Genomic DNA, 20460 nt, shown 5'->3' with positions numbered 1-20460 from the left:
GTTGCCCATCAAATGTCCTGGCATTGTCGCTCAGGCCAGCGGATGGAGGGGGGAAGGCTGCGGCTGACTGCCGTTAGGCGGTGCGCAATATCGGGGCAGGATCAATGAACGAGACTTTGCTGGTGCGCGGCGCGCACAGGAATTCTGCAGTCATCAGGTCCACCTCCCCGTTTTTGCGTTCGGTGCCGGTCACGTGTCCGGAAGCTCCCCCTAGGATAGCCAGCCGGTTCCCGGCTTGGCTAGGGAAATGTTGTCAGGAAACTTTTCTGAGGAAACTTTTCTGAGGAAGTTTTGGCCGGGCAAACGCCGCAGCCGAAGCATCAGTCAAGCTTGCCGTTGGCGGGACGCTCCCGGAAGAGCCGCAGCGCCGCATCCACCAGCGAGACCCGGTTCAGCGAGCCGACCTCGGGGAGCGGTATCCACGCGGCGTGAGTGGTGGTGCCGTCCACTTCGTGGCTGAGTTCCCCGCCGGTCACCCGGGCCTCGTAGACAAGGCGGAGGGCCTGGAAATCCCTGTCGATGCCGTCCAGCCGTGTTCCGGCCGGCCAGTGGCCCACATCGATACCCAGCATGGAACCGATCTCGGCGTGGTAGCCGGTTTCCTCAAAGACTTCCCGGATGCAGCCGTCCACCGGATGTTCGGCGAGGTCCAGGCCGCCGCCGGGAAGCGTCCAGCCCTCCTTGCCGTCCTGCTTCCAGTACGCCAGCAGGATGGCGTCATCGCGGATGATGACCGCGTAGGCAGCAGGGCGGGTGTCGAAGAGAACGCTCATGGAGCCAGCCTAGCCCGGAGCTATGCCCCGGGGTGCGGCGGTCCTAGAGTGGGACTGTGACGAATCTGGAGGTCCTCCCCCAGGAGGAAGTGTGCCCGCCCGCAGGACCCGACGCCGGGACGGGCACCGGTCCGTGCGTGCAGCTCTGGCCGGCGCGTGAGGTGCCGCTCGGCGGTGTCCGCGCCATGAACGTGCTCCGCACCCTGCCGCAGCGAGGCCTGCCCACCGTGGGGGCCTGGTGTTTCCTGGACAGCTTCGGTCCGGACCGGATAGCGATGTCCGTCCTGCCGCACCCGCACACCGGGCTTCAGACCGTCACCTGGCCGCTTGCGGGACACATCCGCCACCGGGACAGCGTGGGCAGCGACGTGATCGTGCGCCCGGGCGAACTCAACATCATGACCGCCGGCCACGGTGTCTCGCATTCAGAGTTCGCCGTGCTGCCTGCTGAGAGTGGCGCGGCGGAAGGCGCTCCGGAAGGCGACGGCAGCCAAACTCACCACGGCGGCGCGCAGCTTCCGCTGCAGCGCGGCCTCCAGCTCTGGGTGGCTTTGCCGGATGCCGAACGGCACCGTCCTCCGGCCTTCGAACAGCACCGCAACCTCCCCACCGTCCGGGGTCCTGGCTACACCGCCACGGTGATGGTGGGCACGTTCGCCGGCGGCATGTCTCCCGCGACCATGTACACGCCGATTGTCGGCGCGGACGTCCGGTGCGACGGCCCCGCGGGCCTCCCTCTGGAACCGGAGTTCGAGCACGCGGTCCTGGTGCTCGACGGCGGCCTGACGGTGGATGGGCAGGAGATCGGGCCCGGGCCGCTGGGCTACCTGGGGGCCGGCCGCGAACTGCTCCGGGTGGACGCTCTGCCGGGTACGCGCTTCCTCCTGATCGGCGGTGAGCCCCTCGAGGAGGAACTCCTCATGTGGTGGAACTTCGTGGGCAGGACCCATGACGAGGTGGCGCAGGCCAGGGCGGAGTGGGAAGCGCAGGCCACGATGCCGGACGTCGCTGCCGAAGCCGCCCGCTTCGGACTCGTCCGGGGCCACGGTCCTGACGCCGGGCGCGAGGCCGGCCGCATTCCCGCGCCCCCGCTGCCCGGCGTGCAGCTCAAGCCGCGGACGCGCTCCTGACAACGTTCGTTGAAACCGGTTTCTCCGTCACCCCAGTTCGCCGACGAGCTGCAGAACACCGAACACGGGCTCCCGGTCCAGCACCCGCACGTCCGTGACGCCGGCCGCAGCGAGGTGGTTCCTGAACGAGTCCTGAAGCCGGACAACGTTCATGCCCAGTCCGCTTCCCAGAATGACAGGGCCCTCGAGCTTCAGTTGCCGGAGGACCTGCGCGGCCATCTCGGCCAGGTCCCTGCCTGCCTGGTCGACGAGCCCCTGGCTGACCCCGTGGCCGGCGTCTGCGGCCTCCACCACCAGCCGGGCCTGCTGGGCCCAGTATCGGCGTCCCGTGGCAGGCGAATGGAACAGGGCGATCAGCTTGTTGGGCTCGTCAAGGCCGCAGGACTCCAGGAGGGCACGCGTGAGCGCGTCCGGCTCCAGCCCCTGGTTCATGCGGTGCAGGCTGTGGCGGACGGCTTCCCGGCCCAGCCAGTAGCCGCTGCCTTCGTCGCCGAGGAGATAACCCCAGCCGCCGGCCCGCGCCTCTTCACCCAGCCCGTTCCGGCCCCAGGCCGCCGAGCCAGTGCCCGCGATGACAGCCACCCCCTCGCTCGCCCCGCCGGCCGCCAGCAGCAGGCGGGAGTCATGGACCACTGTGATCCTGGCACCCGGCACGTGGGGCTCGATGAGCGCAGCCAGCGCGGCCGCGTCCTCAGCGGTGTCGATGCCGCCGGCCCCTGCGTAAACGTAGGCCACGGGTCCCTGGCCAATTTTTGCGAACAGCTCCGCCAGATGCGCCGCCGCTTCGTCGCGGCTCACGTTCTGGACGTTGGAGCTGCCGACGATTTCGTCGGCGACGGGCTTGCCGTTCTCGAAGCGGACGCCCCGTGTCTTGGTGCCGCCGATGTCCAGGCCGATCACGACGCCCGCGGAGGGGACAGCACCTGCAAGAGGAAGTGCTTCCGGGGAAGCAGCTGCCCCGGAAGCAGGAACAGCGCTGCCGGAGGGAACAGACAGGGCATCGGGTAGGTTGTCAGAGTCAGTCACCCCAACAGCCTACTGAAGCGTCACGAGGAGCAGGCAATGTCCCACGGCATATTTGGCACCCGGATCATCGCAGCGCCCATGGCCGGCGGCACGTCCACCACCCGCTTCGTTGAGGCCGTCCACCGCTCCGGCGGTCTCGGCTTCCTAGCAGCCGGGTACAAGTCGGTTGCGGCCATGAGCGATGAGATGCGGGTCGCCCGCGCGGCCGGCGTCCGGTTCGGCATGAATGTTTTTGTCCCGGATCCCCAGCAGCTGCAGCCCTCCCCCGCGGCCGTGGCACTGCTGGAGCACTACCGCGACCGCCTTGCCGCTGATGCCGCCCGGTATGGCGTCGAGGTTCCGCCGCTGATCCTCGGCGACGATGATGGCTGGCAGCACAAGATCGACGAACTGCTGCTCCATCCTGCCGAATTTGTCAGCTTCACCTTCGGGTTGCCCGACGCCCGCGTCATAGCCGGGCTCCGCAAGGCTGGCTCCACAGTTCTTGCCACGGTCACGAGTACTGTTGAAGCGGCGCTCGCCGCGGACCGCGGCGTGGACGCGCTCGTCGTGCAGCACGGCAGCGCCGGTGCTCACAGCGGCGCCTTCCTGGCGGACAGTGCCCCGAGTAGCGTCCCGTCCACGACGGCGGAGCTGGTCCGGCAGGTGCGCGCCGCCGTCGGCCTTCCGCTGGTGGCTGCCGGTGCCGTCTCCGATGCTGCGGCGGTGGGGTCGGCACTCGCCGCCGGCGCGGAAGCGGTGCAGGTGGGCACCGCCCTCCTGCGGACGGACGAAAGCGGTGCCCGGCAACTGCACAAGGACGCGCTGGGGGCTGACCGGTTCACGGAGACGCAGCCGACGCGCGCTTTCACCGGCCGCTACGCGCGTGCCCTGGTCAACGCGTTCGTGCGGGACCATCAGGACGCCCCGGACGGCTACCCGGCCATCCACCACCTCACTGCGCCAATGCGGGCCGCTGCCGCTGCAGCCGGGGACGCGGAACGCCTGAACCTGTGGGCAGGAACGGGCTGGCGGAGCGCCCGGCCGGGCCCCGTGGCCGACGTCATGAGCCGTCTTCTCGCCGAGGAGTGAGATCCAGGCAGTCTGACTCAACAGGCGCTCTGACGCTGCCTGAGCGCCTGGATCTCACGCCCCGATGAACGCTGTATCCCGATGAAGGGTCACGCACCCGAGGGGGCACGGACCAGCCCGGCCAACAGCGCCGGGCCTTCCCCGAGTACGAGTTCGCGGAAGAGGCGCACAGGATCTGGCTCGGAATCGCGCCCTCTGCGCTCGCGCCAGGCGAGGCCGATTTCGCGGTACGCCAGTTCCGATTCCAGCGGTATCTCCACCCAGCCCAAATCTCCGGTACTGGCCGCTGTGCCTGGACCTGCACCGCCGCCCGGCGGCAGGATACTCACCCCCAGTCCGGCTGAGACCAGGCCGCGGACAGTGTGGGAATCCTGGCTTTCGAAGGCGATCCGGGGGCGGAAGCCGGCTTCGCGGAACATCGCATCCGTGAGGGACCGCATGCCGTATCCGGGCCCCATGGCAACAAAGGGGTCCCTCCTGATATCCGCCACCGCTGCCGACTGCCGGCCGGCCAGGCGGTGCCGGCGATGCACCACGAGCCGAAGCGGCTCCCTGTAGAGAGCGGCCGAACCGATGCTCCGGCTGGCAACAGCCACCGGGGCCGTCAGGGCGAGGTCGGCCGTTCCAGAGGCGAGCCCCGCGAGACAGCTGTCCCTGGATCCCTGGCTGAGGTCAAATTCCGTCTGCGGGTGCCGGTTCCGGAACGCGCTGATCAGCAGCGGCAGGGTGGCCTCGCCGAAGGTGTGCTGGAAGGTCACCGCGATCCGGCCGCGGACCACCTCGGATTCGTGTTGCACCAGATCAAGACCGGTCCGGAATTCTGCGAGCGCGGACTCGATGTACGGGAGCAGGGCCTTGGCGGCGGGCGTGAGGCGGACACCCCGGCCCTCGCGGATGAGCAGCTCCGTGCCCACCGCGGAGCTGGCGCGGGCCATCGCCCGGCTCACCGTGGATTGCGGAACGCCGAGCAGCTCGGCCGTTTCCGTGATGTGCTGCGTGCGGCCGAGTTCAGCCAGCACCGGCAGAATGGGCAGCAGCTGGGCGAGTTGCTTGTGCTGAATATCCATGGCTCCCCGGATCGTAATACTGCGTTATTGCATGATTCCGCACTGAATGATGCATTGGATGCTAAATCAGGGTAGATCTACGCTGGAAGAATGCCAATGCCCCGAAGTCCGAACCCCAGCTTTGAACCCGGCTCCGCTCCGCAAGCGCTGTGGGAGGGTCATCCAAAGGGTTCGGCCGCGTACGGCAAGGTCCTCGCCGGGCTTGCCTTTGCGGGTGTGGCAACCTTCGCGCAGCTCTACTCCACGCAGGCGGTGCTGCCGCTCATGTCCAGGGAGCTCGGGGTGACGGCGGCCGAGGCCGCGCTGACCATTTCACTGGCCACGGTGGGGTTGGCGCTCACCGTCATCCCCTGGTCGTTCCTGGCCGACAGAATCGGACGCGTCCGGGCGATGACCTGGGGCATCTGCGCCGCCACCGCGCTGGGGCTGCTCGTTCCGCTGGCTACGTCGTTCCCCTTGCTCCTTGGACTCCGGATGCTGGAAGGCATGGCACTGGGCGGCATCCCCGCGATTGCGATCGCCTACCTGAACGAGGAAATCAACAAGGCCCATGCCGCCATGGCCGCCGGCAGCTATGTGGCCGGAACCACCCTGGGCGGACTGGCCGGACGGCTGGTGGCCGGGCCGGTCGGCGAGCTGTGGGGCTGGCGCGCCGCCGCCCTCGCAGTCTCCGCGCTCGCCACCGTCGCCGCTGTCTTGTTCCTGGTCCTTGTGCCGAAGGCCCGCGGCTTCAGGGCCGCTCCGGCCAAGGGCCTCCGCGGAGCCGCGCGGACGCTGGGCGGCCACGTACGCAATCCGCGCCTGCTGGCACTCTACGTCCAGGCGTTCCTCCTGATGGGCGGCTTCGTGGCCGTCTACAACTACCTCGGATTCCGGCTCTCCGGGGAACCCTTCAGCCTTCCGGCCACCGTCATCAGCCTGATCTTCCTCGCCTACCTGTCCGGGACCGTAACGTCGCGCTGGGCGGGCGGGCTGACACAGCGATTCGGCCGGCGCTCCGTGCTGCTGGCGGGCATCGTCCTGATGACGGCGGGCATGGCCCTCACCCTCACCCAGGTGCTCGTGCTTATCCTGGCAGGGCTGCTCATTTTCACCGGAGGCTTCTTCGCCGCCCACAGCATCGGAGCGGGCTGGACGGGTGCCATCGCCGTCACCGGCCGGGCGCAGGCCGCGTCGCTGTACAACCTCGCCTACTACCTGGGGTCCAGCGTCATCGGCTGGGCCGGCGGCCTGGTCTACCAGTCCCTCGGCTGGACGGCCCTCGCCGTCACCGTGATCGTGCTGGGATGCACGACGGCGGTGATCACCGCCGTCGTGCATCCCGCCACGGCCGGAGGTGCCGGCCGCCGCCCGCACCACAGGGAGCGCGGGCAACAGGCGGCCGGACAGGAGAACCCGGCAGCCGGCGGCTAGCGGGTCCCTTCGATGGCCTGGACCAGGTCTCCGAGAATGTCCGCGGCGTCTTCGAGCCCCACCGAGACCCGGAGCAGGCTGGCGTGCGGCTTGGCCTCCGGGGCCACCGGGCGGTGCGTGAGGCCGGCCGGGTGCTGGATGAGTGTGTCGACGCCGCCAAGGGACACCGCGTGGGTGATCATCCGGACGGCGGCAGGGACCCGCTCGGCATGTTCGGCGCTGCGCAGTTCAAAGGCGAGCAGGGAACCGGGCCCGGACATCTGCGTTCCCACCAGCCCGTGGGGATCGCATTCGGGAAGGCCCGGATAGCGGACAGAGCGGACCAGCTCATGTTCCGCCAACCCGGCGGCCACCTTGTGGGCGGTGGACTGCTGCGCCCGCACCCGGACGGGCAGCGTAGCAAGTCCGCGGTGCAGCAGGTAGGCCGGCCACGGTGTGAGGATGCCGCCGGTGACGGCCCTGACCTGCCGGAGGCGGGTGGCCCACTCCGGCGAAGACGCCACTACACCGCCCATGGCATCACCATGGCCTCCCATGAACTTGGTTGCGCTGTGCAGCACCAGGGCGGCACCGTGGTCCAGAGGACGTTGCAGCACGGGCGTGGCAAACGTGTTGTCCACCAGGACCGGAACACCGTCGGCAGCCGCCACGAGCAGGGCAATGTCCACCAGGTCCAGGCTGGGGTTCGCGGGCGTCTCCACCACAACCAGTCCCGTGTCCGGCCGGAGTGCTGCCCGGACCCCGTCCGGCGCCGTGAAGGTCGCTTCCGTCCCGAGGACGCCCGACGCCAGCACATGGTCGGTGCCGCCGTAGAGCGGCCGGACCGCCACTACATGTTTCTTGCCGCCCGCCACCACTGCCAGCAGCACCGCGCTCAGGGCCGCCATGCCGGTAGCGAATGCCACCGCCTCGGGTGACCCTTCCAGGACCGCGACGCCGGACTCGAACCGCGCCACGGTGGGGTTCCACAAGCGCTGGTAGACGGTGCTTTGCCCGTCCAGGTGCGGGCCGCCGGTGGCCATCTGCTCGTAGGCCAGGCCGCCGTCCGCGACCGAGGGCAGCGGAGCCGTGGTGGAAAGGTCAATGGGCACCGCATGGACACCCTGGCCGGTGAGCCCGTCGCGGCCGGCGTGGACTGCCAGTGAGTCGAGAGAACGCATTCTGCTCCTTGTGAATTATTCGCCATTGAACGCCGCAAGTATCTGGCAAATATTCGGAGATATACAGTCCTTGTGAATGGATCGGCCGGAAAGCCGCGACTATGATGAACGGAGAACACTCCGAGGAGGATCCGTGACCACGAACGCGAAGAATATTCGGCCTGGATCGGGAAATGCCGAGCCGCTGGACGCCATCGACGAACGGCTGCTGGCCGCGTTGGTTGACGACGCCCGGATCTCCAACAAGCAGCTTGCCGAACTGGTGGGCATCGCCCCGTCGACGGCACTGATGCGCACCAGGGCACTCTCCGAGCGCGGCATCATCCAGGGGTTTGAGGCCAAACTGAGCCTGTCCGCAATCGGCCGCTCCGTCCAGGCCCTGATCGCCGTCCGGCTCCGCGCCCACGACCGCGAGCAGATCGACCGTTTTACCGCCCGCGTCCCCAGGCTGCCGGCAGTGCTGTCCACGTTCCACACCTCCGGCTCGGTGGACTACCTGCTGCACATCGCCGTCGCCACCACCGAGGACCTCCGCGACTGGGTCCTGGACAACCTCGCCACAGATCCTGTGGTGGGACATACCGAAACCACGCTCGTGTTCGACCACATGCAGGGCAACCACGGGCCGCTTCCGGAGCAGGACTAGGCGTAACCGCCGCAGGCAGCGAAACGCCGCCCCGTCAGGCGTCCCGGTCAGGCGTTCCGTCAGGCGTTCCGTCAGGCGTCCCGGAGGGACTGGCGCAGCGTGACCGCAGCAAGCGTCCCGGCCGCGAGGCCGCAGAGCACGACGAATCCGGTGACGGCCTCCTCGAGCCCGTAGGCCGCCGTCGCGATTCCCAGCCCGACCACCGGGACTGCGCTGCCGAGGTACGTGATCACGTACACCGTGCTGATGATCTGGGCGTGACGGGAGGCTTCCACCTTGCCTGCCACGTCGTTGAACACGGTGCGGAAGGCGATGCCCTGGCCGAAGCCGGCGGCCAGGCTGGCACCGACCAGCAGCCAGGGGTTGCTCCAGGACGCCGCGGCGGCGATGAACATTACCGACCCTCCAAGCAGGGCCAGCCCTGCCGGAACCGCGAACCGGCCGCGGACACTGAGCAGCTGGCTCAAGGCTGATGCGCCAAGGGTGAGTCCGGACAGGACGCCGATGAGCGGCCGGGAATCAATGCTGAGGATCCGGGCGAAGTAGCCGGGCGCCAGTGAGAGGCAGAAGCCAAAGACGGTGAAGCTCAGGAACCCGACGGCGGCGGCCAGCCAGAACGCGCCGCGCGCCTCCTGCGACACCGAGGGGCGTCGGGGCGCGAGGGCCCGAAGCGGCCTCGGTCCCTCAGCCGGCTTGATGGCGGGACGGGCGCGGAGCAGGTACAGCGGGACCAAAAGTGCCAGCAGCACCAGGGAGTGAATGAAGTAGGGCGTGGAGGTGGGGCCGGGGAGGAGCGACAGGACTCCCCCGATGGCCGGACCGGCCGCGACTCCCCCGGCAGAGGCCAGAAGGGTGAAGCGTGAGGCCCACTCGGGCCTCGCCGGGAGCAGTTCGCGCAGCGCGGCGGAGCTGGCGCCCGTGGCCAGGGCCACGGCCACGCCCTGGAGGGCCCGCCCCGCCGAAAGCGCCACAAGGCTGTCCGCGTGGGCGAAGACGAAGCCACCCGCCAGCCCCGTCAGCACAGCGAGCAGCAGTGCTGCGCGGCGTCCGATGTGGTCCGACCAGTGTCCCGCCAGCATAAGGGTGGACACGAGGGCGAGGACGTAGACGGAAAATGCCACCGTGATGTCGAAGGAGCTGAGACCGAGCGTTGCCTGCAGCTGAGGGTACAGCGGCGTTGCCAGATTGGCCCCCACCAGCAGCGTGAAAATCACCACGCCGGCCATCGCAAGCCGTGCGGTGTTGGAAGCATCCCAACCCCACCGGCTGGCGGCGGCCGGTCGCATTCGAAGTTCGCTGAAGACGGTCATACCCGTGCCCTTGCCTGTGTCCCACGGCTCCGGTTCCTTGTGGGAGCGTCCGCCGCGAATGAGAATGGATACCTAAAGAATGAGGCAGGAGTGCGTACCGGAACCCTCTTTCGTGGGAAAATTGAGCAAAACAGTCAATTTTCTAACGCTGAAGTGAACCGGAGTGATGATTTGAACAGCCTGGACCCTACCGACCTCAGGATTCTGCTGGAACTGGTCCGTGATCCGCGGGTCCAGATCGGCGAACTGAGCGACAAACTGGGCATTGCGCGGAACACAGCACAGTCGCGCGTGCGCCGGATGCTGCGCTCCGGCATACTTCACGACGGCGGCCGGGAAATCGACCTCGAGTCGGTGGGGTACGACGTCGTCGCTTTCGTGACGATCGAGGTGACCCACCGCGAACTCGACGGCGTTGTGGGCGCGCTGCGCCTCCTTCCCCAGGTCCTGGAGGTGCACGAAATTTCCGGCCGGGGCGACGTCTGGTGCCGTGTGGTGGCCACGGATACGCATAACCTGCAGGCCGCCCTCCGTTCGATCCTCCGGATCAAAGGGGTCATCAGGACGGAAACCGTCCTGGCGCTTCACACGCACATCCCGTACCGGACGGAACCGCTGATCAGCCGTCTGGCCCAGGGAGCAGGAGCCCAGGGAGCTGCAGTCCCGGGCACTTCAGGCCCGCCGGCGCGGCCGGCGGCTGGCCGCGCGGCCGACCGCCGCGTTGGGGAATAGGATTCGAAGATGGATTGGCTCTCGTATGTTTCCCAGATCAACTGGCTCGCTGTGCTGCTTGCCTTCGTCGCCAGCATGGCCATCGGCTTCGTCTGGTACCTTCCCGCGGTGCTGGGCAACAGGTGGATGGCGGCGCTCGGCAAGACCGAAGACGACCTGAAGAACGCCGAGGGCGGCGCCGGCATCTGGGTGCCCATGATGGTGGCTGCCGCCCTGACGGCCGTCCTGCTCGCTGTGCTGATCAGCAAGCTGGGGCTGCACAACGCCCTGGCGGGCGGGCTGTTTGCCTTCGTGCTGGCTGTTGTTTTCCGCGCTGGAGGCCACGTCGTCCACAACGGCTTCGCCGGACGCCCTGCGGCCGTGACCCTCATCGATTCCGGCCATGATGTGCTCGCCGTGACTGCCGCCGGTGTCATCATCGGCGCGATGTCCTGAAGGGCCGGACAGGAACCCGCACACCGTGACCATCATCGACAACGCCGTCTACGTTGACGGGATCCGCAGGGCAGAACCCGAAAGCCTTGAGCAGACCTTTGAGACGCTGTCAGCCCACGGCGGCCTGGCCTGGATCGGGCTCTACCGGCCGACAGAACCTGAAATGGCTGCCGTCGCCGCGGAATTCGGCCTCCATGAGCTCGCGGTCGAAGACGCCATCTCGGCCCACCAGCGGCCGAAGCTGGAGCGCTACGGCGACAACCTTTTTACGGTGCTGAGGCCTGCGCGCTACATCGACGACACCGAGACCGTGGAGTTCGGCGAACTGCACATCTTCACGGGCAAGAACTTCGTGGTGACCATCCGGCATGCGGAGATGTCCGGCGTTGGGCAGGTCCGGCGGCGGCTGGAGGCGAGGCCTGATCTCCTCCGCCACGGTCCGGAAGCTGTGCTGTACGCGCTCCTGGACAAGGTGGTGGACGACTACGCTCCGGTGGTGGCCGGTCTGGAAAACGACATCGACGAGATTGAGGACCAGCTGTTCGCCGGCGATTCCACCGTGTCGCGGCGCATTTATGAACTGGCCCGCGAGGTCATCCAGTTCCAGCGCGCCATCCATCCCCTGCCCGAGATGATGCAGCAGCTGAAACGGGGATTCGAAAAGTATGTGGTGGACACGGACCTCCAGCACAGCCTGCGGGATGTGGAGGACCATGTGGAGCGGGTGATTTCCCGGGCCAACTCTTTCCGGGACCTCCTGCAGAACGCCCTCACGCTTGACGGGACGCTGACGGCCAACCGGCAAAATGAGGCGAGCGCTGAGCAGAACGAGCAGGTAAAGAAGATCTCGTCCTGGGCCGCGATCTTCTTCGCGCCGTCGTTCGTGGCGGGTGTGTACGGCATGAACTTCGACCACATGCCCGAGCTGCACTGGGTCTTCGGGTATCCCATGGCGATCGGGCTGATGGCGGGCACCGCCGGGCTGATGTACGCCATCTTCAAGCGGAAGGGCTGGCTCTAGCGACATGTCCGGGTACAGCCGCGGGCTCATCATCACCCCGGGAACCGACCGGCAACTGGGCGCCTGCGGGCTGTTCCGGCCGGCGCCCTCCCAGCAGCGGGTTGTGGCACTGCCCTCGCAGGCCATCGCGGTCAAGAACGCAGATCCGGACATGATCTGGGTCAGCTTCGCCGCGCTGTGCGGCAGCCCGCTGGGAGCTGGGGACTACCTGTCACTGGCGAGCGGGTTCACCGCCTGGGTGATCGACGGCGTCCCGTCCCCCGCCGTGGAGTCCGCCGCGGGTTCCGCCGCCTGGCACCGCTTCATGGAGGTGCTGGACCTGCTCCACGAGCGGGACGTCACGCCCTTCCTCATCGGTCCAGGGCCCCTCGACTGGGAGGCCGCCGCTGCCCGGACCGCCGGACCGCCGTCGCAGGACCCCTCCGCCCTGGTCAGGATTGCGGACAGGTTGGCCGTACTGCGCAGGGTCGAATCCGACGAACAGCTGGAAGACGAACAATCCAGCGGCTGCTAGCCGCCTCCCCAGCCGGCCGGTGCGGACGCACCGCACCTGCGGTCTGGCCGGACTGCGTGGGCGAGGCTACTTCGGCCCGGTGGAAACCAGCAACTGGTCCTGGCTGCGCGCGCCCGGATCCTCTGCTTTCTGGCCGAGGGCCGCGGCGATCACTACTGAGCTGGCCGATGCCCAGGCCTGCGGGCGGCAGCTTGCGGGGAACGGTACGGGAGTACGCACCGCGTCCGAGCCGTGGCCGCCAAACAGTTCAGGCAGCCGCCAGTCATTGGCCTCGGCCACGTGCAGCAGCCCCGACGCAAGCTGGGCGGCTTCGGCAGAAAAGCCGTCGGCCAGCATGCCGCTGATGATCAGGGCGGTGTCGTGGCTCCACACCGCTCCGGCGTGGTACCGAGTCGGCCAGTAGCCGCCGTTGGTGGTGGACAGGGTGCGGACGCCGTACCCGGAAAACATGGTCGGGTCCATGATGCGCCGGACCACGATCTCCTTCTCCACGTCGTTCAGGATGCCCGTACCGAGCAGGTGGCCCATGTTGGACGTGACGCCGTCAACGGGCTTCTTGTCCGCATCGAGGGCCAGGGCTGGATAGGGACCCAAATCGTCCTCGCACCAGAACTGGGCACGGAACCGCTCAGCCATGCCGGCTGCGTAATCCCGCCACTCCTGGGCGCCAGGCCGGGCGAAGGCCTCCAGCAACTCGGCCCCGACCACTGCCGCCTCATAGGCATAGGCCTGGACCTCGGCCAGGGCGATGGGCCCGGCAGCCAGGGAACCGTCGTGCCAGCGGATGGCGTCAACGGAGTCTTTCCAGCCCTGGTTAACGAGTCCGTGCCCGGAGGTGTCGAGGTATTCGAGGAACCCGTCCCCGTCCAGGTCACCATGGTCCCGGAGCCACTCCAGGGCATCCTGGAGGTTGGGAAGAAGCTCCGCCACTTCCGCATCGGGCATGCCGGCTTTCCAGGCGTCGTGCAGGAGGCAGATCCAGAGCGGAGTGGCGTCGATGGTGCCGTAGTACACAGGCGGCAGCCGCAGGGCCTGGCCGCCCTCGACCATGGACAGGACCGTCCGCCGGACTTCGTGCAGGATTTTCCCGGGCTGGACCGCCGACGTGTGGTCCGTTTCCGTTCCCTGCCGTCCGGCCAGGGCGCGCAGGGTGCCGGCGGCGATGGCCGTGTTGATGGGCAGCAGCATTCGGGCGGCAATGATGGAGTCCCGGCCAAACATGGTGAAGAACCACGGGGCACCCGCCGCGAGGAACGTGTCGTGCGGATGGGAGGAATGCGCCAGCCGCAGGCTGTTAAGATCGCTGACCGACCGTTGCAGGAGGCTGTTGATCCGCGGATCGGCGGAATGAGGGGCGACGATGGGCGGACCGCCGCCGGCAAGCATCGGGGAATCGGCGTCGGTCAGGTCCACTGCCCACTCAAGTTCGACGGCAGCTCCCGGTTTGATCACCACGGACCAGTCGATGGTCACCGTGCTTCCGGCGAAGCCGACGGCGGCTGGCCCCGCTCCGTCGCTTGAGCCGGTGGTAAGGGCCAACACTGTGTCGGCGTCGCGCCAGGACCAGCCGTCGGCGGCCGGTTCAACGGGCCGGCTGGACCGCTCCCCCTGCTTGATCTGTTCCAGGGTGGTGTTGTCAGCCGTCATGGTCAGCCGGATGTTCAGTGTCACGGACTGGCGGAACGCCGACTCAAGCCTCAGAGTTTCCGCCACCCGTCCGGAGCACCCGGAGAGCGATTCAGCGTCTTTGCCCGGCCGGATCCTGCCCGAAGCGGCGGTGCGGGTCCTGACCAGGGAAAGCAGCGGGTCTGCGACCTCGGCCTCCGCACGCACAAAGTAGATGTAGTCAGTCTCCTTGGATGAGCGGAGCTGGGTTGAAACCCAGTCAGGTTCCCGGCCGTCAACAGTCAGGACGGCACTGTTCAGCACGCGGTCGTCACCGCAGTAGATCCCCTGGGCACCGGCCCTGCGGATCTGTCCGTGGGCGTCCGACCACGCCTGGATGGGGGCGCTGAAGACACCGGAAAGGTTGTGCAGGTATGGCTGCTCAGAGGCCACGAAAATACTCCTGGAAGTCAAGACTGGGGCAAACCGGAAGAAGGCTGCGGAACGGTGCTGGTGAACAAGCGAAGGAGGCCGATCAGAATTTGATCGATCAAATTTCCGCGTTAAAATCGTCTCACACGTTACTGGGAGACGGAAAAGACCCAAGGAGCATTCGTGGCCAGACCCACCCTCGCAAGTCTGGCCGCCGAGCTGGGGGTGTCCAGGCAGACCATCTCCAACGTGCTCAATGCACCGGCCCGGGTGAAGCCGGCCACACGGGAGCGCGTCCTCGCAGCCATCGAAGCTGCGGGCTACCGGCCCAGCGCAGCCGCACGCCAGTTGCGGACGCGGCGGTCCATGAATCTGGGCATGAGGCTGCTGCCTGCCACGGACGGCATCAACGGCTCCGTCCTTGACCGCTTCCTGCATGCGCTCACCGAATCCGCCCAGGCAGCCGGGTACCGGCTGACCCTGTTCTGTGCCGATTCCGATGACGACGAGGTCCTCCAGTACGAACAGCTGCTCCACATCGCCGGCCTCGACGGGTTCATCCTCACCTCCAGCAGACCGGACGACGTCCGAACCCGCTGGCTGCAGGAACACGGAACTCCTTTCGCCGTGTTCGGACGCCCGTGGGACGCGGGCCTGCCGAGCGAATCGGCGAGCCATGCGTGGGTGGACGTTGACGGGGCCGCCGGAACCGCGGAAGCGGTGACCATGCTTGCCCGTCAGGGCCACAGCCGCATCGGCTTCCTGGGCTGGCAGGACGGTGCCCCGGTGGGAGACGATCGCCGCGCCGGCTGGGAACGGGCGATGCGCGCCTCCGGCCTGGGGCAGCACGTTCCCGGGCTCAGCATGGCCGCGCCCGACACCATCTCCGGAGGGGTCTCCGGCGGCCGGGAGCTCATCGCAAGGGACGCCACGGCCATTGTCTGCGCGAGCGACTCGCTGGCCATCGGCGCGCTGGAATGCCTGCGTGAACTGCGACCGGGACTTTTCGCGCCCGGGCAGCCCGCCGGTCCCGGCCTCAGGGCCGCCGTGGTCGGATTCGATGACACGCCCGTGGCCGCGGCCTTGGGGCTCTCCAGTGTGGCCCAGCCGGTGGAGGATGCCGCCCGGCACATAGTGCGCCTGCTGACCTGCGAACTTGCCGGCAACGCCGGAGCCAGGGCCGCCCCGGAGGAGCATCTGCTGCTTGCGCCCCGCGTGGTGGAAAGGGTGCCCCTGCCGCTGGCACCGCGCGGGTGAGGCTGAGCGGGTTGCCATGGGCCCGCGAGGACGGCAACGGATGTGACGTCTGAACCGTCACGTCATGAAAACTGTGGAGCTAAGGGGATTCGAACCCCTGACCTCTTCGATGCGAACGAAGCGCTCTACCAACTGAGCTATAACCCCGGGGACGCTGCCTCTGGAAGAGGAACCGCAACGCCGGTTTCCCTAGGCTACAAATTTTCCGGCCGCTTTGCCAACCAAGCCGCGAATGTCTCCCGGCCGTAGGGTTCTCCGGGGGCCAAATTCCTACCCTCGCGCAGGAAATTTCCCATGGCGCCCGGCAGCGGCAGCCCGACGACCAGTCCCTTGGCACCCGTGACGCGCTTCCATGTTTCCGCCATCGCCTTCATGTCAACCGTCTCCGGTCCGCCAACCGTCCGCAACCGGTGCAGCTCCTCCGAAGGCGGCTCAACGGCCGCCTCCAGCAGCGCGGCCGCCACGTCGGCAGGCGCGATCGTTTGGACGCGCGCGCCCCTGATTGCAGGAATGATGTCTATCCGGGCCCCGGCAGCGAAGAGTCGAACCACCAGGCTGTGGAATTGCGTTGCCCGGACGGTCACGGTTTCCAACTCCGAACGTTCATACAGGCGTTCCTTGTCCGCCCTGGCCCGGTAGTAGCTGTACGTGCTTTGGTCGCAGTTGATGATGGAGAGGAGGACAGCCCTGACCACCCCGCCGTCCACCGCCGCCGCCAGCAGAAGTGCGCCGCCGGCGGCGAACTGTTTGAGCGCCTTGCCGGCCATGCCCTCCAGGCAGTCAATGACGACGTCGGCACCCGCCACCGCCTCGGGCAGCCCATCACCGGTGGTGACGTCAGCCCGAAAGTAGGTGGCGCCGTCGTGGTGCCCGGCGCTACCCTCCGGCGGCGGGTTACGGCTGAGGACGGCGACGGCGTGACCCTGGGCAAGGGCCTGGCGCACCACTTCGCGGCCAACCTGGCCGGTACCCCCGGCCACACAGATGCGGGTCATGATCCGACGCTACACGAAAGCAGGCTACGCGCGGCGGCGCTGCAGGACGTCGTCCAGGTTGCTCAGCGCGCTCTGCGCCTTAGTCAGCGGCCGGGCTGGCCCGGCATTCGGGGAGGCGACGGCGGGCGCTGCGGCGGGGCCCTGCTTGAGGGACGGCTTGCCGGCTGACTTAGGGGCCTCCGGCAGGTCAAGGGGTTCGGGCGCGGGCCGTTCCGCCTTTGCGGCCTCCACGTAAGTGGGCTTCGGGACCTCGACGGGCTCCCAGCTGGTGGCTTCAGCGGCCGCCGGCTCGGCAGCTTCCTGCGCCTTGGCGGCCTGGCCGCTGTTGTCGCCGGCGGCGAGGGCTACCGCCAGGGCGGCCTCGCGGAGTTCGACGGCGGTCAAGGGCTTGGGCTGGGGGGCTGCGGCTTCAGCGTCGAACAGTTTGCTTTCGCGAAGAACGGCCTCGCCGGCGGCTGCCGGGACGTCAACGCGCGCGGCGCGGTCCACGCGTTCGGCAGGCGCACCCATGGCTGCAGTAAACGCGGCGTTCACCTTCTTGCGGCGATCCCGCACAGCGAGCCTGCGGAGAAGAACGACGGCGGCGATGCCCGCCAGGAACGACACTGCTGGAAGCCAGCCGTTTCCGAGCCCAAAGATCCGCAGCACTCCCGACACGACGGCCGTAGCGAAGAACAGGAGCCCGGCCAGGGCGATGGCGGTCCGCCCATACCGGATCCGGAAGGCGCCTCCGTCCTTGACGGCAGGCTCGCGGCCGGGTTTGCCCGGCGCAACGCCTGCTGCGGATTCGCTGCTCTTCCTGGTGTCCATGGGGTTCTCCTGCTGGGCGGCCATATGAAGGACCGTTCCGGCTTGCGGGTTTGCAGTTTCGTGGTCGACGGGCTCCAGCGTCAGATCGCCGGCAGCCTGGAACTGATGCCGGCCATTTCGGAGCACGTAAGGGGCAACCCACACAATCCAGAGCGCAACAGCGACCACAAGGATGACTGAGCTGCTAAGAGGGAAGTCCACACACAAAACCGTATGAGGAATAGGTGACCTCTTGTGGCATTCGTCTCGGTGTGTCGCTCCCGGGCTCTCAAATCATTGGACTTATGACGAAAAAGTCGCGGCATGTCCCTGTCAGGCGGGCCTCGTGCGCAGCCATCTGCTGAGAAGGCCCTCCGGAACTTCCTCCGAAGTCAAGGCAAACGTGCGGTGGTCCGCCCAGTCGCCGTTGATGTGCAGGAACCGCGGCCTGTAGCCTTCATCGCGGAAGCCGAGCTTTTCCACGACACGCAGGCTCGGCCCGTTTTCGGGGCGGATGTTGATTTCCATGCGGTGCAGCCCCAGAGCGCGGAAGCAATGGTCCGTGGCCATGGCCACCGCGGTCGGAGCGATTCCCTGCCCCGCCCGCGACTCATCCACCCAGTAGCCGAGCGTGGCCATCATGGCAGAGCCCCACACGATGGAGGAGACCGTCAGTTGCCCAACGATGACGGGGTCGCGGAAGCCGGGAGTCCATGCCGCGATCACGAATGGCAGTGCCGTCCCCTGGGCGGCCTGGGCATTCAGGGACCGCACCATCTGCCGGTAATCAGGGAGAGCACCGCCCGGCGCGGGGTTGGAAGCCTCCCAGGGTGCCAGCCACTCACTGTTGCGTGAACGGACCTCTGTCCATTCCCTGCGGTCCCGGTATCTGATAGGGCGCAGGACAAGGTCCCCGCACTCCAGGGTGACCGGCCAGATGTGGCTGACCCTCATGGGGAGTTACTTGGTCAGGCTGGCGGCGAACTCGGGCAGCCACTCGCGCAGGCCGGGGCCCAGGTCGTCGCTGTCGATGGCCAGCTGGACGCAGGCCTTGAGGTAGCTGAGCTTGTCCCCTGTGTCGTACCGGCGGCCGCGGAACACCACGCCGTACACGCCGTAGCCCTCGCCGGTCCCCGCGGCAAGTTCCTGAAGTGCATCAGTGAGCTGGATTTCCCCGCCCCTGCCCGGCTCCGTCTTTTCGAGGACGTCGAAGACGGCAGGGTGGAGCACGTAGCGGCCAATCACGGCCAGGTTTGACGGCGCTTCATCGACGTCGGGCTTCTCCACAAGCTTGCGGATCCGCACGTAACCGTTCATGTCGGTTTCGTCGATGTCGGCACAGCCGTAGGCACTGATCTGGGAAGGTTCCACCTCGATCAGGGCGACGACGGAGCCGCCGGTCTTGGCCTGAACCTCGATCATGGTGCTGAGCAGCTCGTCCCGTGCATCGATGAGGTCATCGCCAAGAAGTACCGCGAACGGCTCGTAGCCGACGTGCTGCTTTGCACGCAGTACGGCGTGGCCAAGGCCCATGGGGTCGCCCTGGCGGACGTAGTGGATGTCGCCGAGGTTGCTGGCCGCCTGGATGGATTCGAGCTTGGTGGTGTCGCCCTTGGCTTCCAGCATTGACTCCAGCGAGGGAACCCTGTCGAAGTGGTCTTCCAGGGCGCGCTTGTTCCGGCCCGTGATCATGAGGATGTCATTGAGGCCCACCTTGACGGCCTCTTCGACGACGTACTGGATGGCGGGCTTGTCCACCACCGGCAGCATCTCCTTGGGCATGGCCTTGGTGGCAGGCAGGAACCTGGTGCCGAGTCCCGCAGCGGGGATGACGGCCTTGCGGACTGAAGGCTTAGTGGAAGTCACTGGACTAATGTATCGGAGGGAACATTCATACGGTTAATGCTTCCGGCAGTGGCCCGGCCGGGATTCCGCGCGACAAGGAATGAGGCACCATGTCACCAGAGACCCCGCCATCAAAGGATGAGATCCGCTCCCGGCACCGGAAGATCCGGGTGGGAATGCAGCCCGACGTCCTGTCGGCCGCGGGAGCCGGAATCGCCGTTCATGGGCTGTCCTGGGCGGACAGCATCGCAGCCGGCAGACCGGCGACATTCACTGCCTACCTGGGCGTGGCCTTCGAGCCGCCTACGCTCCCGCTCATAACGGCGCTCTTCCAGGCTGGCCACAAGGTGCTGCTGCCAGTCTGCGAACCTGACCGTGCTCTCAGCTGGGTCCTGTGGAATCCTGCCACCGAATTTGTCCGCAGCAGGTACGCCCCCATCGAGGAACCGGCAGGGGAACGGCACGGTCTGGAGGCGATCGGGGATGTGGCAGGGATGTTCCTGCCTGCCACGGCCGTGGACGGAAGCGGCAACAGGATCGGTCAGGGCGGCGGATACTACGACAAGTTCCTGGCAGCCATGGACGCAACCGGCGTGCACGCACCCAGGGCCGCGGTCATCTACGATTCCGAGCTCCTGCCCGCCTCGAGCATTCCTGTTGAAAGCTTTGACCGCCCCGTCGACGCGGTGCTCACACCCTCCGGTGTGGTCCAACTGACATGATGGTTACCGCAGCAAGGTGATAGAATTGGCACTCAGGCCCTGCGACTGCTAATGGAGCCATTTCCGGCACGGAATTCCGTCCAGTATCTTCCCGGAGATGGCGACTTGGCAGCACTGGACCTGTCGTTTGTCCAAGAGGAGGATCTACAGTGCCCACGTATGCCTATGCCTGCAAGGATTGCAGCCATGCCTTTGACATCGTGCAGTCATTCACCGACAGCACTCTGACGTCCTGCCCCGAATGCCAGGGGACCCTGCGCAAGAAGTTCAACAGCGTCGGCGTCGTCTTCAAGGGCTCCGGTTTTTACCGGACGGACTCGCGCGACGCCAAGGGCAGCACGGTCTCACCGTCGCCCGCCACGTCATCGCCGGCGGCCGCCGCTCCCTCGAGCGCGCCTGCCGCTGCCGCCAGCTGAGCCGACCGCGTACTTCGTAGCGCGCAGTTTTCTGCAGAACGCAGTCTTGTGCAAGACGCAGTTTTGAGTAAAGCGCAGTTTCCCGCGTAGGGGCTTGCCTG

General features: G+C 67.4%; 21 protein-coding genes and 1 tRNA gene. 11 read left to right on the top strand and 11 right to left on the bottom strand.

Translation table 11 applies throughout. The features are described from left to right. Positions 1-320: 320 nt before the first annotated feature. Positions 321-773, bottom strand: coding sequence for an NUDIX hydrolase (locus AC1DDG_RS00280; RefSeq protein ID WP_230118657.1), 453 nt, complete (start codon positions 771-773; stop codon positions 321-323). Positions 774-829: 56 nt separating this feature from the next. On the opposite strand from AC1DDG_RS00280, the gene AC1DDG_RS00275 reads away from it, so the two are divergent. Continuing rightward, a complete protein-coding gene (locus tag AC1DDG_RS00275) occupies positions 830-1903 on the top strand; it encodes a pirin family protein (RefSeq protein WP_476874550.1) in 1074 nt (357 codons plus the stop codon). A 27-nt stretch (positions 1904-1930) separates the two neighbouring features. Here the strand turns inward: AC1DDG_RS00275 and AC1DDG_RS00270 are convergent, their stop codons facing one another. Then, entirely contained in the window at positions 1931-2803 is an 873-nt protein-coding gene (locus AC1DDG_RS00270; protein ID WP_476874778.1) for an N-acetylglucosamine kinase, read from the bottom strand. A 162-nt stretch (positions 2804-2965) separates the two neighbouring features. On the opposite strand from AC1DDG_RS00270, the gene AC1DDG_RS00265 reads away from it, so the two are divergent. Further along, positions 2966-4000: a nitronate monooxygenase gene (locus tag AC1DDG_RS00265; RefSeq protein ID WP_476874549.1), complete on the top strand. Its 1035-nt coding sequence runs from the start codon at positions 2966-2968 to the stop codon at positions 3998-4000. Positions 4001-4089: 89 nt separating this feature from the next. Here the strand turns inward: AC1DDG_RS00265 and AC1DDG_RS00260 are convergent, their stop codons facing one another. After that, entirely contained in the window at positions 4090-5067 is a 978-nt protein-coding gene (locus AC1DDG_RS00260; RefSeq protein ID WP_476874548.1) for a LysR family transcriptional regulator, read from the bottom strand. Positions 5068-5163: 96 nt separating this feature from the next. Between AC1DDG_RS00260 and AC1DDG_RS00255 the strand changes: the two genes are divergently transcribed. Continuing rightward, positions 5164-6480 carry an MFS transporter gene (locus AC1DDG_RS00255; RefSeq protein WP_476874547.1) on the top strand — a complete coding sequence of 439 codons (1317 nt, stop codon included), beginning with the start codon at positions 5164-5166 and terminating at the stop codon, positions 6478-6480. Here the strand turns inward: AC1DDG_RS00255 and AC1DDG_RS00250 are convergent. Then, a complete protein-coding gene (locus AC1DDG_RS00250) occupies positions 6477-7640 on the bottom strand; it encodes a trans-sulfuration enzyme family protein (RefSeq protein WP_476874546.1) in 1164 nt (387 codons plus the stop codon). The two genes, AC1DDG_RS00255 and AC1DDG_RS00250, sit on opposite strands and share 4 nt — an antisense overlap. Positions 7641-7773: 133 nt before the next feature. On the opposite strand from AC1DDG_RS00250, the gene AC1DDG_RS00245 reads away from it, so the two are divergent. Continuing rightward, on the top strand, positions 7774-8286 hold the full coding sequence (locus AC1DDG_RS00245; protein WP_230118652.1) for an Lrp/AsnC family transcriptional regulator: 513 nt from the start codon (positions 7774-7776) through the stop codon (positions 8284-8286). Positions 8287-8357: 71 nt separating this feature from the next. Here AC1DDG_RS00245 and AC1DDG_RS00240 read toward each other — a convergent pair whose 3' ends face one another. Continuing rightward, positions 8358-9596, bottom strand: coding sequence for an MFS transporter (locus AC1DDG_RS00240; RefSeq protein WP_476874545.1), 1239 nt, complete (start codon positions 9594-9596; stop codon positions 8358-8360). 171 nt (positions 9597-9767) lie between these two features. On the opposite strand from AC1DDG_RS00240, the gene AC1DDG_RS00235 reads away from it, so the two are divergent. From AC1DDG_RS00235 to zapE, 4 genes are read left to right on the top strand one after another with little or no spacing between them, the layout of a single operon-like run. After that, positions 9768-10328, top strand: a complete 561-nt coding sequence (locus AC1DDG_RS00235; protein WP_476874544.1) for an Lrp/AsnC family transcriptional regulator — start codon at positions 9768-9770, stop codon at positions 10326-10328. A 9-nt stretch (positions 10329-10337) separates the two neighbouring features. Next, positions 10338-10763, top strand: a complete 426-nt coding sequence (locus tag AC1DDG_RS00230) for a DUF1761 domain-containing protein (protein WP_476874543.1) — start codon at positions 10338-10340, stop codon at positions 10761-10763. A gap of 25 nt (positions 10764-10788) precedes the next feature. Further along, positions 10789-11784 carry a magnesium/cobalt transporter CorA gene (corA, locus tag AC1DDG_RS00225; RefSeq protein WP_230118648.1) on the top strand — a complete coding sequence of 332 codons (996 nt, stop codon included), beginning with the start codon at positions 10789-10791 and terminating at the stop codon, positions 11782-11784. A gap of 4 nt (positions 11785-11788) precedes the next feature. Further along, a complete protein-coding gene (gene zapE, locus AC1DDG_RS00220) occupies positions 11789-12298 on the top strand; it encodes an AFG1/ZapE family ATPase (protein ID WP_476874542.1) in 510 nt (169 codons plus the stop codon). Between the two features lie 66 nt (positions 12299-12364). Here the strand turns inward: zapE and AC1DDG_RS00215 are convergent, their stop codons facing one another. Then, a complete protein-coding gene (locus AC1DDG_RS00215; protein ID WP_476874541.1) occupies positions 12365-14356 on the bottom strand; it encodes a glycogen debranching N-terminal domain-containing protein in 1992 nt (663 codons plus the stop codon). 162 nt (positions 14357-14518) lie between these two features. Here AC1DDG_RS00215 and AC1DDG_RS00210 point away from each other — a divergent pair, with 162 nt between their 5' ends. Then, complete coding sequence (locus tag AC1DDG_RS00210) at positions 14519-15592, top strand: LacI family DNA-binding transcriptional regulator (RefSeq protein WP_476874540.1); 1074 nt, start codon at positions 14519-14521, stop codon at positions 15590-15592. A gap of 74 nt (positions 15593-15666) precedes the next feature. On the opposite strand, the gene AC1DDG_RS00205 is transcribed toward AC1DDG_RS00210, so the two are convergent. The 5 genes from AC1DDG_RS00205 to galU form a co-directional block, all read right to left on the bottom strand. Continuing rightward, positions 15667-15739 (bottom strand) — tRNA-Ala (locus AC1DDG_RS00205). A gap of 47 nt (positions 15740-15786) precedes the next feature. Further along, the gene (locus tag AC1DDG_RS00200) at positions 15787-16587 is read right to left on the bottom strand and encodes an SDR family oxidoreductase (RefSeq protein ID WP_476874539.1); all 801 of its coding nucleotides are present in this window, start codon (positions 16585-16587) and stop codon (positions 15787-15789) included. Between the two features lie 24 nt (positions 16588-16611). Next, positions 16612-17598 (bottom strand): hypothetical protein, encoded by a 987-nt coding sequence (locus tag AC1DDG_RS00195; RefSeq protein ID WP_476874538.1) that lies wholly within the window; start codon positions 17596-17598, stop codon positions 16612-16614. A gap of 111 nt (positions 17599-17709) precedes the next feature. Beyond that, on the bottom strand, positions 17710-18330 hold the full coding sequence (locus AC1DDG_RS00190; protein ID WP_476874537.1) for a GNAT family N-acetyltransferase: 621 nt from the start codon (positions 18328-18330) through the stop codon (positions 17710-17712). Positions 18331-18336: 6 nt separating this feature from the next. Then, positions 18337-19242, bottom strand: coding sequence for a UTP--glucose-1-phosphate uridylyltransferase GalU (galU, locus tag AC1DDG_RS00185; RefSeq protein WP_230118641.1), 906 nt, complete (start codon positions 19240-19242; stop codon positions 18337-18339). Between the two features lie 89 nt (positions 19243-19331). Between galU and AC1DDG_RS00180 the strand changes: the two genes are divergently transcribed. Beyond that, entirely contained in the window at positions 19332-19943 is a 612-nt protein-coding gene (locus AC1DDG_RS00180) for a 5-formyltetrahydrofolate cyclo-ligase (protein ID WP_476874536.1), read from the top strand. Between the two features lie 149 nt (positions 19944-20092). After that, positions 20093-20359, top strand: a complete 267-nt coding sequence (locus AC1DDG_RS00175; RefSeq protein WP_230118639.1) for an FmdB family zinc ribbon protein — start codon at positions 20093-20095, stop codon at positions 20357-20359. Positions 20360-20460: the final 101 nt, after the last annotated feature.

It is taken from the genome of Arthrobacter sp. 10L430, from assembly GCF_056395245.1.
Note: the sequence above shows the minus strand (reverse complement) of the source record. Positions and strands in the feature narration are given on the sequence as shown.

Bases quoted from the DNA above. Each gene is read 5' to 3' on its own strand.
- AC1DDG_RS00230 (WP_476874543.1), top strand. From the start codon at position 10,338: ATGGATTGGCTCTCGTATGTTTCCCAGATCAACTGGCTCGCTGTGCTG.
- AC1DDG_RS00280 (WP_230118657.1), bottom strand. From the start codon at position 773: ATGAGCGTTCTCTTCGACACCCGCCCTGCTGCCTACGCGGTCATCATC.
- AC1DDG_RS00250 (WP_476874546.1), bottom strand. From the start codon at position 7,640: ATGCGTTCTCTCGACTCACTGGCAGTCCACGCCGGCCGCGACGGGCTC.
- AC1DDG_RS00200 (WP_476874539.1), bottom strand. From the start codon at position 16,587: ATGACCCGCATCTGTGTGGCCGGGGGTACCGGCCAGGTTGGCCGCGAA.
- AC1DDG_RS00265 (WP_476874549.1), top strand. From the start codon at position 2,966: ATGTCCCACGGCATATTTGGCACCCGGATCATCGCAGCGCCCATGGCC.
- AC1DDG_RS00260 (WP_476874548.1), bottom strand. From the start codon at position 5,067: ATGGATATTCAGCACAAGCAACTCGCCCAGCTGCTGCCCATTCTGCCG.
- zapE (WP_476874542.1), top strand. From the start codon at position 11,789: ATGTCCGGGTACAGCCGCGGGCTCATCATCACCCCGGGAACCGACCGG.
- AC1DDG_RS00190 (WP_476874537.1), bottom strand. From the start codon at position 18,330: ATGAGGGTCAGCCACATCTGGCCGGTCACCCTGGAGTGCGGGGACCTT.
- AC1DDG_RS00255 (WP_476874547.1), top strand. From the start codon at position 5,164: ATGCCCCGAAGTCCGAACCCCAGCTTTGAACCCGGCTCCGCTCCGCAA.
- AC1DDG_RS00240 (WP_476874545.1), bottom strand. From the start codon at position 9,596: ATGACCGTCTTCAGCGAACTTCGAATGCGACCGGCCGCCGCCAGCCGG.
- AC1DDG_RS00180 (WP_476874536.1), top strand. From the start codon at position 19,332: ATGTCACCAGAGACCCCGCCATCAAAGGATGAGATCCGCTCCCGGCAC.